Genomic DNA, 12,915 nt, shown 5'->3' on the forward strand with positions numbered 1-12,915 from the left:
CCTGAGGGGTGATCCAAGACACAGCGTCAAACCAGGGTTATTCCTGATGACCGGCGTTTGGTGATGGTCCAGACTGGCCGCATGCCGATTGTTGCCCAGGTGCGTCCCCGTCTACAGGCGATGACGCGACCGCTGACCGAGCGTGCCCGCAAGCTTGCCCTGCAGTTCGCGATGCGGGGCAAGGAGTCGCCGATCCCCGACATCACCACGCTGCGCAAGATCCCCGAGCACCTGACCTTCCCGCTGCGCCGTGACGGCCTCGACCCGGTCCCGATGCTCGCCGAGAGCCGCGAGCAGGCGCCGGTCACCAAGCTGGGCTCGGTGCTCGGCCTCGACATCGTGCTGGTCACCGGGCACGCCGAGTCCAAGCACGTCCTGGCCGACAGGCACGCCTACTCCAACGACATGCGCCACCTGCTCGGCACCCGCAAGCGCACCGACGCCGAGGGCATCGGCGGTCTCGGCATGACCGACCCGCCCGACCACACCAAGCTCCGCGGGCTGCTGACCCCGGAGTTCACGATGCGCCGCCTCGGCCGTCTCAACGAGATGATCGACCGGATCGTCACCGACGCCCTCGACGGCATGGAGGCCAACGGCCCCGAGGTCGACCTGGTCCAGCACTTCGGCTTCGAGATCCCGTTCCGGGTGATCTGTGAGCTCCTGGGCATGCCCGAGGACGTACGCGACGAGTTCCACAAGCTCGGCATGGCCCGTTTCGACCTCTCCGAGGGCGGCGCCGGCGCCTTCGGTGCCGCCACCGAGACCCGGACGTTCCTCATCGAGCAGGTCCGCCAGCAGCGCGCCAACCCGGGCGACGGCATGATCGGCGAGATCATCCGCACCAAGGGCGCGGAGTACGACGACGTCGAGCTCGGCGGTCTCGCCGACGGTGTCTTCCTCGGCGGCTACGAGACCTCCGCCTCCATGCTCTCCATGGGCGCCTACGTCCTGATGCAGAACCCGGAGGCGTACGAGATCCTGCGCTCGGGCGACCGCGCCGGCGTCGACCAGGTCGTCGAGGAGCTGCTCCGCTACCTGTGCCCGGTGCAGCTCGCGTTCCCGCGGTTCGCCCGCGAGGACCACGACCTCTTCGGCCTGCCGGTCAAGAAGGGCGCCGTCGTCCTGGTCAGCCTCACCGGCGCCAACCGCGACCCCGCGGTGGTGCCGAGGCCGGAGCAGTTCGACCTCCGCAACGCCGACACCATGCACTTCGCCTTCGGTCACGGCATGCACCGCTGCGTCGGCGCCGAACTGGCCCGCATGGAGCTCCGCGCGGCGCTGACCGGCCTCGCCCGCCGCTTCCCCGACCTGTCCCTGGCCAGCGACGACCCCGGTGACCTCGGCTGGCGCGACCTCTCGGTCGTCTACAGCCTCGACCGCCTCCCCGTCCGGCTCGCCAAGGACCCGGTCCCCGCCTGACCCACACCCCGCCGAGTCGGCGCATCCTGACGCGAAATCCCGCCGAGTCGGCTCGTTATGACGAGCCGACTCGGCAGGATCTCGGGTCAGGACGGGGTGGCGCCCTGCCTCTACCGGCCGAGCGCGTAGGTGAGCACCACCGCACCGTTCCCCAGGTCAGTGACGTTCCGCAGGTTCATGCCGGTGGCGGCTATGCCCGCCAGTAGCGACTCACCGGAGCCCGCGACGAACGGAGAGAGGCTCACGTGCAGCTCGTCCAGCAGACCGGCCTCGATGAGTGCCCGGCTCAGGGGACCGTTGCCGTACTTCACGAGCGAGCCCTCCCCCGACTCCTTGAGGTCGGCGACGGCCTTGATGGCGTCGCCGCGAAGCACCTCGGCGTTCCAGGTGGTCTCGGTGAGCGTCCTGGATGCGACGTACTTCGGCAGGGAGTTGAACCTGTCGGCCAGCTCCCCGCTCCTCGAGGGCCACGATGCGGCGAACCCTTCGTAGGTCACGCGGCCGAGCACCATGCCGGCCGCGCGGTCCAGCAGTCGGAGCGCGTATTCGATCTGGCCGGCGCTCGGCACGATCTTCATCTGCCCTGCCCAGAAGTCGTCACCATCGAACCTACCGTCGAGGGAGACATGGGTGTACTCGATCAGCTTTCGCATGAGCACACCCAAGCAGTCCGACGGCATGCCGGTCTTGTATCGAAGCGAATCAGGGCCCGATGCTCAGAACGCGAGGAACCGGGGGCCGGACCTCAGCTCGCCCGGAGTATGGCCCGTCGCCCACCGCATCGCCCGCGTGAGCTGCGGCTGATCGTAGTACCTGCCGACGGAGACCGCGCCGGCTGTCGATCCACCTGCCATGAGGAACTTCGCGGCGGCCCGCGCGCGCTCGATGCTGGCGGCCTTCCGGCGCGATACGCCTACCGCACGGCGGAACCGGATCTGCGCGGTTCGCTCCGAGACGGCTCGTGATCGTTCGCCATTATGGACCTCCTCGACCAATGGGTCGAGGAGCAGCAGTCCGGCGCGCACCAGCTTGGCGACGAACACATCGACGTTCTGAACCGTCGGCATCTCCCAGTCGCGATTGTCGAGACGGATCCGCCCACCTGCCAGGGTCGGCAGCCGGGCATCGTTCAGGTCGGCGATAGCGGTCGGCGGGAACGACGGAAGGTGGGCACCGACCTGGAGCTCGACGCCGAAGAACTCCCATCCATCCGGACAGGTCAGGTTCGAAGCCCTGGTCTCCGGCCCGTGCAGATACACCGACCACCCCGCATCGTTCCGGGCGAACGAGATCATCGTGGAGGTCTTGACCACAGAGGCGTAGCCGGTCTCGGCCTCGAAGCGTGCCGCCCACACGCGCTCCACCAGAGGCAGCTCCCCTGAGACCTCCTCGAAGATCAAGCCCATGGGCGCAGATTCTCCCGGACGTGGAGACCTTCGGCACGGCCAATTCATGAGGTCGCTGGCTCTGCTCGTCTGACCTGCGTGCCTCGCCTGGTACAGGTACCCCGGACATCTCCCCGTCCGACTGGCCAAGGACCCGGTCCCGGCCTGAGCTCTCAACCGTCGCGGCGCTGAGGCGCCGGTTCCTCGCTGATCGCCACGGCGATCCAGGGCGCCAGGACGTACGCGGGGATCGCCAGCAGCGGAAGGCTCGTCATCGGGGTAGCGATGATCACGAAAGCGGCCCCGGTGCAGAACTTCCCCAGCCCGGCGCGCGCGCTCAGATAGGCGCCGACCAGCGGCCCGATCAGCCCCACGACGACCATCACCGCCACGCTCGCCGGCCGCGACAGCTCGATCCCGGAGCTCGTGACGGCCAAGTAGACGGGCAGCACCGTCACCAGGCTCAGCAGCGCGGCGACGCCCCAGGCCTGGTAGGAGCGGGCCAGGCGCTGACGGTTGCTCAGCGCGGGGGTGGTCATCACGGGACTGGTCATGGAGGGAGTCTGGCAGCGCAGCGCGCGCGAACGGCAGCGAGACTCGCGAGACGGCGGAAACCGACACCTGGACCGTTCAGGAACGGCGCGTCTCGAGGACGCGGAAGCCCTTGGCGCTGGCGATGCGGGTGGTGGGGTAGCCCTGCTCGCCGAGCCAGCGCTGGAGGGAGTCGCCGCCGAGGTTCTTGCCGACGACCATGACCGCGCGACCGCCGGGGGCCAGGCGCGGGAGCCAGGTCAGGAGCAACTCGTGGAGGGCCTGCTTGCCGATCCGGATGGGCGGGTTGCTCCAGATCTCGTCGTACGTCACCCCCGGGTCGATCTCGGCCGGAACCGCCGCGCGATAGCGGTCGCCGAGCCCGAGGGAGGCGGCGTTCTCGTTGGCCAGCAGGACGGCGCGCTCGTTGACGTCGACCCCGGTGACCTGGGCGGACGGTGCGGCCAGGGCGCACGCGAGCCCGATGATCCCGTAGCCGCAGCCCATGTCGAGGATCCGCCCACCGGACGGCGGGTCGGTCTCCCGGAACAGCACCGCGGTGCCGATGTCGAGGCGCCCCTTGGCGAAGACGCCGGACCCCGAGACCAGCGAGAGGTCCAGGTCCCACACGGTCGCGGAGACGGGAATCCGCTCGAAGGGCACCGACGGGTCGGCGGAGAAGTAGTGCTCGTCGTCAGTCCCGGTCAACCTCGTGAGCCTCTCTGCGGTTCATGGTGCGTTCGTGCTGGGCCGCCAGCATCTCGTCGGGCGGGTAGGCGACCTCTTCGAGGGTCAGTCCGTTGGCCGGCGCGATCGGGATCGACGAGGACCGCGAGCGCGAGGCCAGCGACTCCTTGGCCCAGCTGACGTCCTTGCGGCCCTCGCCGATCACCATCAGGCACCCGACCAGCGAGCGCACCATCGAGTGGCAGAAGGCGTCGGCGAGGACGGTGGCCTCGATGATCCCGTCCTCGCGACGGTCCCAGGTCAGCTGCCGCAGGTTGCGGATCGTGGTCGCGCCCTCGCGCGGCTTGCAGAAGGACGCGAAGTCGTTGAGCCCGACGAGGTCGGCGGAGGCGACGTTCATCAGCGACAGGTCCAGCGGCCGGGTCCGGTAGAGCACGTGCCCACGCTGCAGCGGGTCGACATACGCCGGGTCGTCCACGATCCGGTAGACGTAGCGCCGCGACAGCGCCGAGAACCGGGCGTTGAACCCCTCCGGCGCCTCGACGGCCCGATGGACCCGTAGATCGGCCGGGAGGATCCCGTTCAACCGGCGCACGAGCGAGTCGAGCGGCGACTGCTCGGAGCGTCCCCGCGAGGACTCGAGCACCTCGGCGTCGATGTCGAAGTGGGCCACCTGGCCGCGGGCGTGCACGCCCGAGTCGGTGCGCCCCGCAACCGTCACCCACACCGTGGACCGCTCCCCCGTCGCCGGCACCCGCAGCGCGGTCGCCAGCGCGTCCTGGAGCACTCCCTGGACCGTGCGCAGCCCCGGCTGGGTCGCCCAGCCGTGGAACATGGTGCCGTCGTAGGCGAGGTCGATCCTGATACGCACGTCACTCATTGTCCCAGCAACACCTGCCCCGGGCGGAATGCGCGAGGACGCTTTGCCACACTTTGTCCATGCACTATGTGATCTTCGGAGCGGGCGCGGTCGGCGGCGTCGTGGGCGGTCTGCTGCACCAGGCAGGGGTCGAGGTCACCCTCGTGGCCCGCGGCGAGCACCTCCGCACGATCCAGGAGGCCGGCCTCACCCTCGACACCCCCGACGGCGTGCTCACCCTCGACATCCCCGCCGTCGCGGACGCGAGCCAGGTCGCCTGGACCGAGGACACCGTCGTGCTCCTCAGCGTCAAGGGCCAACAGACCGAGGCCGCGCTCGAGGACCTGGCCGCGTACGCCCCACCGGACACCCCGGTCGTCTCCCTGCAGAACGGCGTCGCGAACGAGCCGCGGATCCTGCGGCGCTTCGCCCGGACGTACGCCATCCATGTCATCCTCCCGGCCACCTTCCTGACCCCGGGCACCGTCGTCCAGGACTCCGGTGCCAAGCCCGGCATCCTCGACATCGGCCGCTATCCGACCGGCGTCGACGAGACCAGCAGCGCGATCGCGAGCGACCTCGTGAAGGCGGGCTTCCTGAGCGAGCCGCGCGCCGACATCATGGCCTGGAAGCACCGCAAGCTCCTCAACAACCTCGGCAACGGCATCAACGCCGCGATCGCCCCCGGCCCCAGCGACGAGGAGATCTACGCGCGCTGCCTCGCCGAGGCCGAGGCTGCTCTGTCCGCCGCCGGCATCAGCGTCGTGACAGCCGAGGAGGACCGGGCCCGACGAGTCGGCCACATCACCGGACGCGGCCGCGCCAACAACAGCTCGACCTGGCAGAGCCTCACCCGCGGCACCGGCGTCGAGATCGACTACCTCTCCGGCGAGATCGTGCTGCTCGGCCGTCTCCACGGTGTCCCGACCCCGGCCAACGAGGCCATCCAGCGCGCGGTCCATGACATCGCGCGCACGGGCGCCGAGCCCGGCAGTCTCGACGGCGCCGCGTTCCTCGCCGGCCTCTGACCGCCCCCACCCCAAAGGGGTGGTCACCGGGCAGCGGATCGGGCAGTCTGCCTGCCATGAGCCACGCCCCGCCGCCGTCGCCGTCGCCGTTGCCTCCGACCCACCTCACCGGGGCTTCCCCGCGATCGACCAAGGCCGTCACCATCGTCGTGATCGTGGCAGTGGTGATCCTGCAGGTCGCGATCGCGCTCGTCGGCCTCGTCCTGACGTACGTCCTCGACGGCTCGGCGGCCAGCATGACCCTCATCACGGTCGTGACCGTCGTGCTCAACGCGCTGCTGTACGCCGTGGTGGCAGCCGGCGCGGCGTACATCGCCCGCACACCGACAGGCCGGCTCCTGGGCATCGTGCTGCCGATGCTCTCGTGGCTGCTGAGCTCTGGGCTCTGGTACGGCCTGCCCCGGCTGCTCGACCTCTACAGCGCGGCCGGCGCCGCACTTCTCGGACCGCTGTTCCTCGTGATGGTCCTGGCCGGCTGGGGATGCGCCGCGTGGACCGGCCGCCGTTGGCTCATCGGTCTCCCGATCACCTATCTCCTGCTCATCGGCGTGCAGGTGTCGATGGCGCTCGCGTTGACGCCGGACATGTCCATCGACAACATCCCCGCGATGCTGATCCTGTCCGCATTCACCACCCTGGCGACGACCCTCACCCTGGTCCTCGGCGGAGTCGTCTGCTGGCTGCTCGCCCGCACCGAGCAGCCTGCCGGGAAATGACAGTGGCCCGTCACCCTCGCGGGTGACGGGCCACAGCTCAGAACCAGATCAGGCCTTGGCCTCGTCCTCGGTGGTCTCCGCAGCGGGAGTCTCCTCGGCAGCAGCCTCGGTCTCGGTGGTCTCCTCGGCAGCGGTCTCCTCGACCGGCGCCTCCTCGACCTTCTCCTCAACGGGGGCGGCAACCGGAGCCGCGGCAGCCGGAGCAGCCTTGGTCTTCGGCTCGTAGGCCTCGTTGACGAGCTCGATCACAGCCATCGGAGCGTTGTCGCCCTTGCGGGGACCGATCTTGGTGATCCGGGTGTAGCCACCCGGACGCTCCGCGAACTGCTCCGCGATCTCGGTGAAGAGGGTGTGCACGACCGACTTGTCGCGGATGGTCTTGAGGACCTCGCGACGGTTGTGCAGGTCACCCTTCTTGGCCTTGGTGATCAGCTTCTCCGCGACGGGGCGGAGGTGCCGGGCCTTGGCCTCGGTGGTGGTGATGCGGCCGTTCTCGAACAGCGCGGTGGCGAGGTTCGAGAGGATCAGCTTCTGGTGCGCGGGCGAACCGCCGAAACGGGCACCCTTCTTCGGGGTAGGCATCGTGCCTGCTCCTTCTCTCCGGCCGTATCAGGTACCGGGGTAGACGCCCCTGACGGGGCGGTTTGGTGGAAACTCAGTACTGCTCGTCCTCGACGAACGCGTCGTCGTCATCGTCGCCGTAGGCGGCGAGGGCGGCGGACGGGTCGAAGCCCGGGGCGCTGTCCTTGAGGGAGAGGCCCATCTCGTGCAGCTTCAGCTTGACCTCGTCGATCGACTTGGCGCCGAAGTTGCGGATGTCGAGCAGGTCCTGCTCCGAGCGCGAGATGAGCTCACCCACGGTGTGGATGCCCTCACGCTTGAGGCAGTTGTAGGAACGGACGGTCAGCTGCAGGTCCTCGACCGGGAGGGCGAGGTCGGCGGCGAGCTGCTCGTCGACCGGCGACGGGCCGATGTCGATGCCCTCGGCGTCGACGTTCAGCTCGCGGGCCAGACCGAAGAGCTCGACCAGGGTCTTACCGGCCGAGGCGATCGCGTCGCGGGGAGCGATCGACGGCTTGGTCTCGACGTCGATGACGAGCTTGTCGAAGTCGGTGCGCTGCTCGACACGGGTGGCCTCGACCTTGTAGCTGACCTTGAGGACCGGCGAGTAGATCGAGTCGACCGGGATGCGGCCGATCTCGTTCTCGGCGCCCTTGTTCTGCACGGCGGAGACGTAGCCACGGCCACGCTCGACGACGAGCTCGAGCTCGATCTTGCCCTTGTCGGACAGCGTCGCGATCTTCAGGTCGGGGTTGTGCACCTCGACACCGGCCGGCGGCGCGATGTCGGCAGCGGTGACGTCACCGGCACCGGACTTGCGCAGGTACATGGTGACGGGCTCGTCGTGCTCGGAGGAGACGACCAGACCCTTGAGGTTGAGGATGATCTCGGTGACATCCTCCTTGACGCCCTCGATGGTCGAGAACTCGTGGAGAACACCGTCGATCTTGATCGAGGTGACCGAAGCACCGGGGATCGAGGAGAGCAGGGTGCGGCGAAGAGAGTTGCCCAGCGTGTAACCGAAGCCCGGCTCGAGGGGCTCGATCACGAAGCGGGAGCGGAACTCCTCGACGGACTCTTCCGACAGGGTGGGGCGCTGTGCGATAAGCACTGATTTGTCCTTTCCGGGCCGACCGCTATTTGACGGACCCGAACTTCAAGGGGTGATGACGGAAGGCTGTGGGGCTGGCAAGGCCCCGGCGTACGACTTCGTATGAAGTTGAACGCCGGGGACTCACCGTGGTTACTGCAGAGGGTTGATCAGAGCTTCGAGTAGTACTCGACGATCAGCTGCTCCTGGACCGGGACATCGATCTGCGCCCGGACGGGGAGCTGGTGAACCAGGATGCGCATCCGGTTCGGGACAGCCTCGAGCCAGGCCGGGACGACGCGCTCGCCGTGGGTCTCGCGAGCCACGATGAACGGGGTCATCTCCAGCGACTTCTCGCGAACGTCGATGACGTCGTGAGCCGAGACCTGGAACGAAGGCACGTTGACCTTCTTGCCGTTGACCAGGAAGTGGCCGTGAACGACCAGCTGGCGGGCCTGGCGGCGGGTGCGGGCGAAGCCGGCACGGTAGACGACGTTGTCCAGGCGGCCCTCGAGGAGCACCAGGAGGTTGTCGCCGGTCTTGCCACCGCGACGGTGGGCCTCGGCGTAGTAGGAGGCGAACTGCTTCTCCATCACGCCGTAGGTGAAGCGAGCCTTCTGCTTCTCACGAAGCTGGAGGAGGTACTCGCTCTCCTTGATGCGGCCGCGGCCGTGCTGGCCGGGAGGGTAGGGGCGCTTCTCGAACGCCGCGTCGTTGCCGACAAGGTCGACACCGAGACGGCGCGACTTGCGGGTCATGGGTCCGGTGTAACGGGCCATTACTCTTCAGTCTCCTTCTATGTCTCGGTGGGGATCAAACGCGGCGGCGCTTGGGCGGACGGCAACCGTTGTGCGGAGCCGGCGTGACGTCCTGGATGGTGCCGACCTCGAGGCCGATCGCACCCAGGGAACGGATCGCGGTCTCGCGGCCCGAGCCCGGGCCCTTGACGAAGACGTCGATCTTCTTCATGCCGTGGTCCATCGCGCGGCGGCCAGCGGCCTCGGCGGCCATCTGAGCGGCGAACGGGGTGGACTTACGCGAGCCCTTGAAGCCGACGGTGCCGGCCGAGGCCCACGAGATCACCGCACCGGTCGGGTCGGTGATCGTGACGATCGTGTTGTTGAACGTGCTCTTGATGTGGGCCTCGCCCTGAGCGACGTTCTTCTTCTCCTTGCGACGAACCTTCGTCGCACCCTGACGGGTCTTCGGAGGCATGCATTAACTCCTGTGTTGGCTGGTCTGTGAGATCGAGGCGAAAGCCGGATCAACGCTGCCCGGAGAAATCCGGTGCAGGCATCGGATCACTTGGCCTTCTTCTTGCCGGCGACGGTGCGCTTCGGGCCCTTGCGGGTGCGCGCGTTGGTCTTGGTGCGCTGACCGCGGACCGGAAGGCCCTGACGGTGGCGGCGACCCTGGTAGCTGCCGATCTCGATCTTGCGACGGATGTCAGCCTGCACCTCACGACGGAGGTCACCCTCGGTCTGGATGCCCTGGGCCTCGATCTCGTCGCGGAGCTTGACCAGCTCGTCCTCGGCCAGAGCGTGCACCCGGGTGTTCGGGTCTACGCCGGTGGCCTCGAGGAGCTTCTGCGAGGTGGTACGGCCGATGCCGTAGATGTAGGTGAGAGCGATCTCCACGCGCTTGTCGCGCGGAAGGTCAACACCTTGGAGGCGTGCCATTGTGTTCCTTCTGGTTTCGTCAGAGGTGTCGGTCGGGTCGCGTCCCGGGGTGGCACCCTCGGGCTCCGGCCTCTGCTCCGGAGGTGACTTCGGACCTGCGTCCTAGCGACTCGATGAAGTATTCAGTTGTTGCTGCGAGCTGGGACTCAGCCCTGGCGCTGCTTGTGGCGCGGGTTCTCGCAGATCACCATGACGCGGCCGTGGCGACGGATCACCTTGCACTTGTCACAGATCTTCTTCACGCTCGGGTTGACCTTCATGTCAGCCCTTTCTTGATCGTCGGCTGGTTACTTGTACCGGTAGACGATCCGACCGCGCGTCAGGTCGTAGGGAGAAAGCTCCACCACCACGCGGTCCTCGGGGAGGATCCGGATGTAGTGCTGCCGCATCTTGCCGCTGATGTGGGCGAGAACCTTGTGTCCGTTGCTCAGCTCCACACGGAACATGGCGTTGGGGAGGGCCTCCACTACGGTGCCCTCGATCTCGATCACGCCTTCTTTCTTCGGCATGCCCTCTGCAATCTGTTGGTCGGTCATCTACCGTTCAAACCACGGATCGGATGACCCGCGGGCGGTCCGGGAACCTCTCCGAGCATTCGGAGTGGACCTCGTGAAGCCATCTGCATGTCTCACCCGCGAGCGCACAGAAGCGCGCTGACCGGGCAGCCGCGAGGCACGACGAGACAGACCCACGTTGGACCGACTACCAAGCCTAGACCCCTAGAACAGGAATGCCCTAATCGTCAAGCCCTGGTGGCCGCATCCGCCTGAGCGACCTCCGCGACGTACGCGAGCGCGGCCTCCGGGTCGCCGAGGAAGGGCCCGAGATCCTCAGGGTGCGGGAAGAGCCGGGTGAACCGGTCCGCCACCGCCTGGTGCTGCGTGGCCGCGCCGAGCACCTGCTGCACGTGGTCGGGAAGCGGGTTGAGCAGTGCGTCGGTCAGGCCGGTCGAGTGCTGGGCACGGGTCTCCCAGAACGTCTCGAAGGTCGCCTGCATCCATTCCGGGTCGAACGGCCGGTCGCCCCGCTCGAGGATCGCCTGGGTGTAGATCCCCGCGCAGTGGGCGGCGTTGTTGGAGCCCTGGCCCGCGATCGGGTCGTTGACCACGACGACGTCGCCCATGCCGAAGACGAACGTGCCGTCCGCCACCTCGGCGTACGGCTTGCGGATCGTGCCGGTGAAGGCACCCGAGAGCGAGGCGCGGGCGTCGGTGGGCTCGCAGTCACGCATCAGCTCACCTTCCCACGGCATGTGCTCGAGCATCACGTGCTGCAGCCGGCGCAGGTGCTCGTCGGGACGCGGACGGTCCCAGAAGCAGTCGAAGGGACCGTCGGGGATCGCCTCGACGAACGCGACCCGGCTCGGTCCGAACTGGGTCAGGGCACTGATCACGAACAGCTCCCCCACGCCGGGTGCGACGTTGATCCGCATGCTCCCCGCCGGGAAGTCGTCGGGCTCGACCATGCCGTGGAGGTAGATGGCCGAGAGGGCACGGCCAGGGGTGTCGTACTTGGACCGGACCGGGTCGCGGTCGAACAGCTCGACGATCTCGCCCTTGCCGGCCGCGATCAGGGTCAGCTCGTACATCGAGGCCAGGCCGGCCAGGTCGGAGGTCATCACCGGGTGGTAGATGATCCGGCCGCCGCGGTCCTCGAACAGCTCCAGCCAGGAGGACATCTTCAGACGCTGGTCGACGGACATGGCGTACGGCTCCCAGGGCCCGTCGAACTTGAGCGCACGAACCCCTGGCTCCGGGCTGACAGAGATGCCGACCGCAGGGATGTGGGGCGCCTCGTCCTCCCACAGGTTGAGGCCGTAGACACGTTCGTAGGCGAGGGCGGGGTCGAACATGACCTGTGTCGACATCGGCCAGCCGTCGCGCAGCTCGTCGGGCGTACGCGCTGACATGACCGTCACCTCATAGCCCTCGGCCTGGAGGCTGAGAGCGAGCTGCATGCCCGCCTGTCCGGCGCCGACGATCAGGATCTTGCGCAAGGAAACTCCTTCGGAGTTGGGGGCGCCTCCGGGCTCAGGCGCGTGTGGGGGTGGTTTTCATCGTGTGCGAGAGGCAGGCGACCAACGTCTTGGCCGTCGACCTGCGGTCGCGGGCGTCCACGGTCACCAGTGGCGTCCGCTCGTCGAGGCAGAGCGCGTCGCGCACCTTCTCCAGGGAGTGGGTCAGCTTCCCGTCGAACAGGTTGACCGCCACGATGAACGGGACGTCGGTGTCGTTCTCGAAGTAGTTGACCGCAGGGAAGGAGGCGTCGAGCTGACGGGTGTCGACGAGCACGACGGCACCGCTGGCGCCGCGGCACAGGTCGTCCCACATCGGCCAGAACCGGGGCTGCCCCGGGGTGCCGAACAGGTAGAGCAGCAGGTCGGGAGCGAGGGTGACCCGGCCGAAGTCCATCGCGACGGTGGTGGTCGTCTTGGCGCTCGAGTCCGAGAGCGGGTCCAGCGACTCACCGGCCTGCGTCATCCACGCCTCGGTGTTGACCGGCGGGATCTCCGAGACCGAGGAGACCAGGGTCGACTTCCCGACGCCGAACCCTCCCGCGATCACGAGCTTTGCAGAGGTGACGGTCAGTGCCGGGCGGTCAGCCGAGCTCGGAAAGGCCATCGATAACTCTCTTCAACAGACGGTGGTCGAACGGGGAGTCGTAAGCCCCCTCATTGATCTGCAGGTGCTCGGTCGAGGCAAGATCCTCGAGCAGCACGCGCGTCACCCCGAGCGAGATCCCGCAGTGTGCGGACAGCTCCGCGACCGACTGTGGCCCGAGACGTACGCGGTCGTAGAGCCTGCGCGACTCGGGCGTCAGCTTCGCGGCGGCGCGCGCGTCGAAGTGCGCCGCGGAGATCAGCGTGTGCACGTACAGCTGGTGGTTGGTCTTGGTGCGGCCGCCGGTGAGCACGTAAGGACGTACCCACGGGTTCTGCTGGCTCACGTCGCCGCCTC

The 12,915-nt window shown here is 68.0% G+C and carries 18 protein-coding genes; 3 read left to right on the forward strand and 15 right to left on the reverse strand.

From position 1 onward, the window contains the following. Nucleotides 1–81 precede the first annotated feature (81 nt). On the forward strand, nucleotides 82–1,422 hold the full coding sequence (locus ACZ6WN_RS08015; RefSeq protein ID WP_465863906.1) for a cytochrome P450: 1,341 nt from the start codon (nucleotides 82–84) through the stop codon (nucleotides 1,420–1,422). A 110-nt stretch (nucleotides 1,423–1,532) separates the two neighbouring features. Here ACZ6WN_RS08015 and ACZ6WN_RS08020 read toward each other — a convergent pair whose 3' ends face one another. The 5 genes from ACZ6WN_RS08020 to truA form a co-directional block, all read right to left on the reverse strand. Then, nucleotides 1,533–2,075 (reverse strand): dihydrofolate reductase family protein, encoded by a 543-nt coding sequence (locus ACZ6WN_RS08020; RefSeq protein WP_465863908.1) that lies wholly within the window; start codon nucleotides 2,073–2,075, stop codon nucleotides 1,533–1,535. 63 nt (nucleotides 2,076–2,138) lie between these two features. Further along, nucleotides 2,139–2,828, reverse strand: coding sequence for a helix-turn-helix domain-containing protein (locus ACZ6WN_RS08025; RefSeq protein WP_465863910.1), 690 nt, complete (start codon nucleotides 2,826–2,828; stop codon nucleotides 2,139–2,141). A 152-nt stretch (nucleotides 2,829–2,980) separates the two neighbouring features. Continuing rightward, nucleotides 2,981–3,361 (reverse strand): hypothetical protein, encoded by a 381-nt coding sequence (locus tag ACZ6WN_RS08030; protein WP_465863912.1) that lies wholly within the window; start codon nucleotides 3,359–3,361, stop codon nucleotides 2,981–2,983. A 76-nt stretch (nucleotides 3,362–3,437) separates the two neighbouring features. Continuing rightward, the gene (locus ACZ6WN_RS08035) at nucleotides 3,438–4,046 is read right to left on the reverse strand and encodes a class I SAM-dependent methyltransferase (RefSeq protein ID WP_465863914.1); all 609 of its coding nucleotides are present in this window, start codon (nucleotides 4,044–4,046) and stop codon (nucleotides 3,438–3,440) included. Then, nucleotides 4,033–4,896, reverse strand: a complete 864-nt coding sequence (truA, locus tag ACZ6WN_RS08040) for a tRNA pseudouridine(38-40) synthase TruA (protein ID WP_465863916.1) — start codon at nucleotides 4,894–4,896, stop codon at nucleotides 4,033–4,035. The genes ACZ6WN_RS08035 and truA overlap by 14 nt, the downstream gene beginning before the upstream one ends. Before the next feature lie 68 nt (nucleotides 4,897–4,964). Between truA and ACZ6WN_RS08045 the strand changes: the two genes are divergently transcribed. Both ACZ6WN_RS08045 and ACZ6WN_RS08050 read left to right on the forward strand, forming a co-directional pair. Next, the gene (locus ACZ6WN_RS08045) at nucleotides 4,965–5,912 is read left to right on the forward strand and encodes a ketopantoate reductase family protein (RefSeq protein WP_465863918.1); all 948 of its coding nucleotides are present in this window, start codon (nucleotides 4,965–4,967) and stop codon (nucleotides 5,910–5,912) included. 56 nt (nucleotides 5,913–5,968) lie between these two features. Beyond that, the gene (locus ACZ6WN_RS08050; RefSeq protein ID WP_465863920.1) at nucleotides 5,969–6,628 is read left to right on the forward strand and encodes a hypothetical protein; all 660 of its coding nucleotides are present in this window, start codon (nucleotides 5,969–5,971) and stop codon (nucleotides 6,626–6,628) included. 48 nt (nucleotides 6,629–6,676) lie between these two features. Here ACZ6WN_RS08050 and rplQ read toward each other — a convergent pair whose 3' ends face one another. From rplQ to ACZ6WN_RS08100, 10 genes are all read right to left on the reverse strand, one after another. After that, a complete protein-coding gene (rplQ, locus tag ACZ6WN_RS08055; protein ID WP_465863922.1) occupies nucleotides 6,677–7,210 on the reverse strand; it encodes a 50S ribosomal protein L17 in 534 nt (177 codons plus the stop codon). Nucleotides 7,211–7,283: 73 nt separating this feature from the next. After that, on the reverse strand, nucleotides 7,284–8,300 hold the full coding sequence (locus ACZ6WN_RS08060) for a DNA-directed RNA polymerase subunit alpha (RefSeq protein ID WP_008361061.1): 1,017 nt from the start codon (nucleotides 8,298–8,300) through the stop codon (nucleotides 7,284–7,286). Nucleotides 8,301–8,449: 149 nt separating this feature from the next. Then, nucleotides 8,450–9,058: a 30S ribosomal protein S4 gene (gene rpsD, locus ACZ6WN_RS08065; RefSeq protein ID WP_141806200.1), complete on the reverse strand. Its 609-nt coding sequence runs from the start codon at nucleotides 9,056–9,058 to the stop codon at nucleotides 8,450–8,452. Nucleotides 9,059–9,092: 34 nt separating this feature from the next. Then, entirely contained in the window at nucleotides 9,093–9,494 is a 402-nt protein-coding gene (rpsK, locus tag ACZ6WN_RS08070) for a 30S ribosomal protein S11 (RefSeq protein ID WP_091052417.1), read from the reverse strand. Nucleotides 9,495–9,580: 86 nt separating this feature from the next. Next, complete coding sequence (gene rpsM, locus ACZ6WN_RS08075) at nucleotides 9,581–9,958, reverse strand: 30S ribosomal protein S13 (protein WP_141795144.1); 378 nt, start codon at nucleotides 9,956–9,958, stop codon at nucleotides 9,581–9,583. Between the two features lie 146 nt (nucleotides 9,959–10,104). Continuing rightward, entirely contained in the window at nucleotides 10,105–10,218 is a 114-nt protein-coding gene (rpmJ, locus tag ACZ6WN_RS08080; protein WP_008361054.1) for a 50S ribosomal protein L36, read from the reverse strand. A gap of 27 nt (nucleotides 10,219–10,245) precedes the next feature. Next, a complete protein-coding gene (gene infA, locus ACZ6WN_RS08085) occupies nucleotides 10,246–10,467 on the reverse strand; it encodes a translation initiation factor IF-1 (protein ID WP_011757309.1) in 222 nt (73 codons plus the stop codon). A gap of 233 nt (nucleotides 10,468–10,700) precedes the next feature. Continuing rightward, nucleotides 10,701–11,954, reverse strand: coding sequence for a styrene monooxygenase/indole monooxygenase family protein (locus ACZ6WN_RS08090; protein ID WP_465863926.1), 1,254 nt, complete (start codon nucleotides 11,952–11,954; stop codon nucleotides 10,701–10,703). A 34-nt stretch (nucleotides 11,955–11,988) separates the two neighbouring features. After that, the gene (locus tag ACZ6WN_RS08095; RefSeq protein WP_357335415.1) at nucleotides 11,989–12,579 is read right to left on the reverse strand and encodes a GTP-binding protein; all 591 of its coding nucleotides are present in this window, start codon (nucleotides 12,577–12,579) and stop codon (nucleotides 11,989–11,991) included. Beyond that, a complete protein-coding gene (locus ACZ6WN_RS08100) occupies nucleotides 12,557–12,904 on the reverse strand; it encodes a DUF742 domain-containing protein (protein ID WP_465863928.1) in 348 nt (115 codons plus the stop codon). Before ACZ6WN_RS08100 ends, ACZ6WN_RS08095 begins: the two co-directional genes overlap by 23 nt. Between the last annotated feature and the right edge of the window lie 11 nt (nucleotides 12,905–12,915).

It is taken from the genome of Nocardioides sp. NPDC054178, assembly GCF_055585005.1.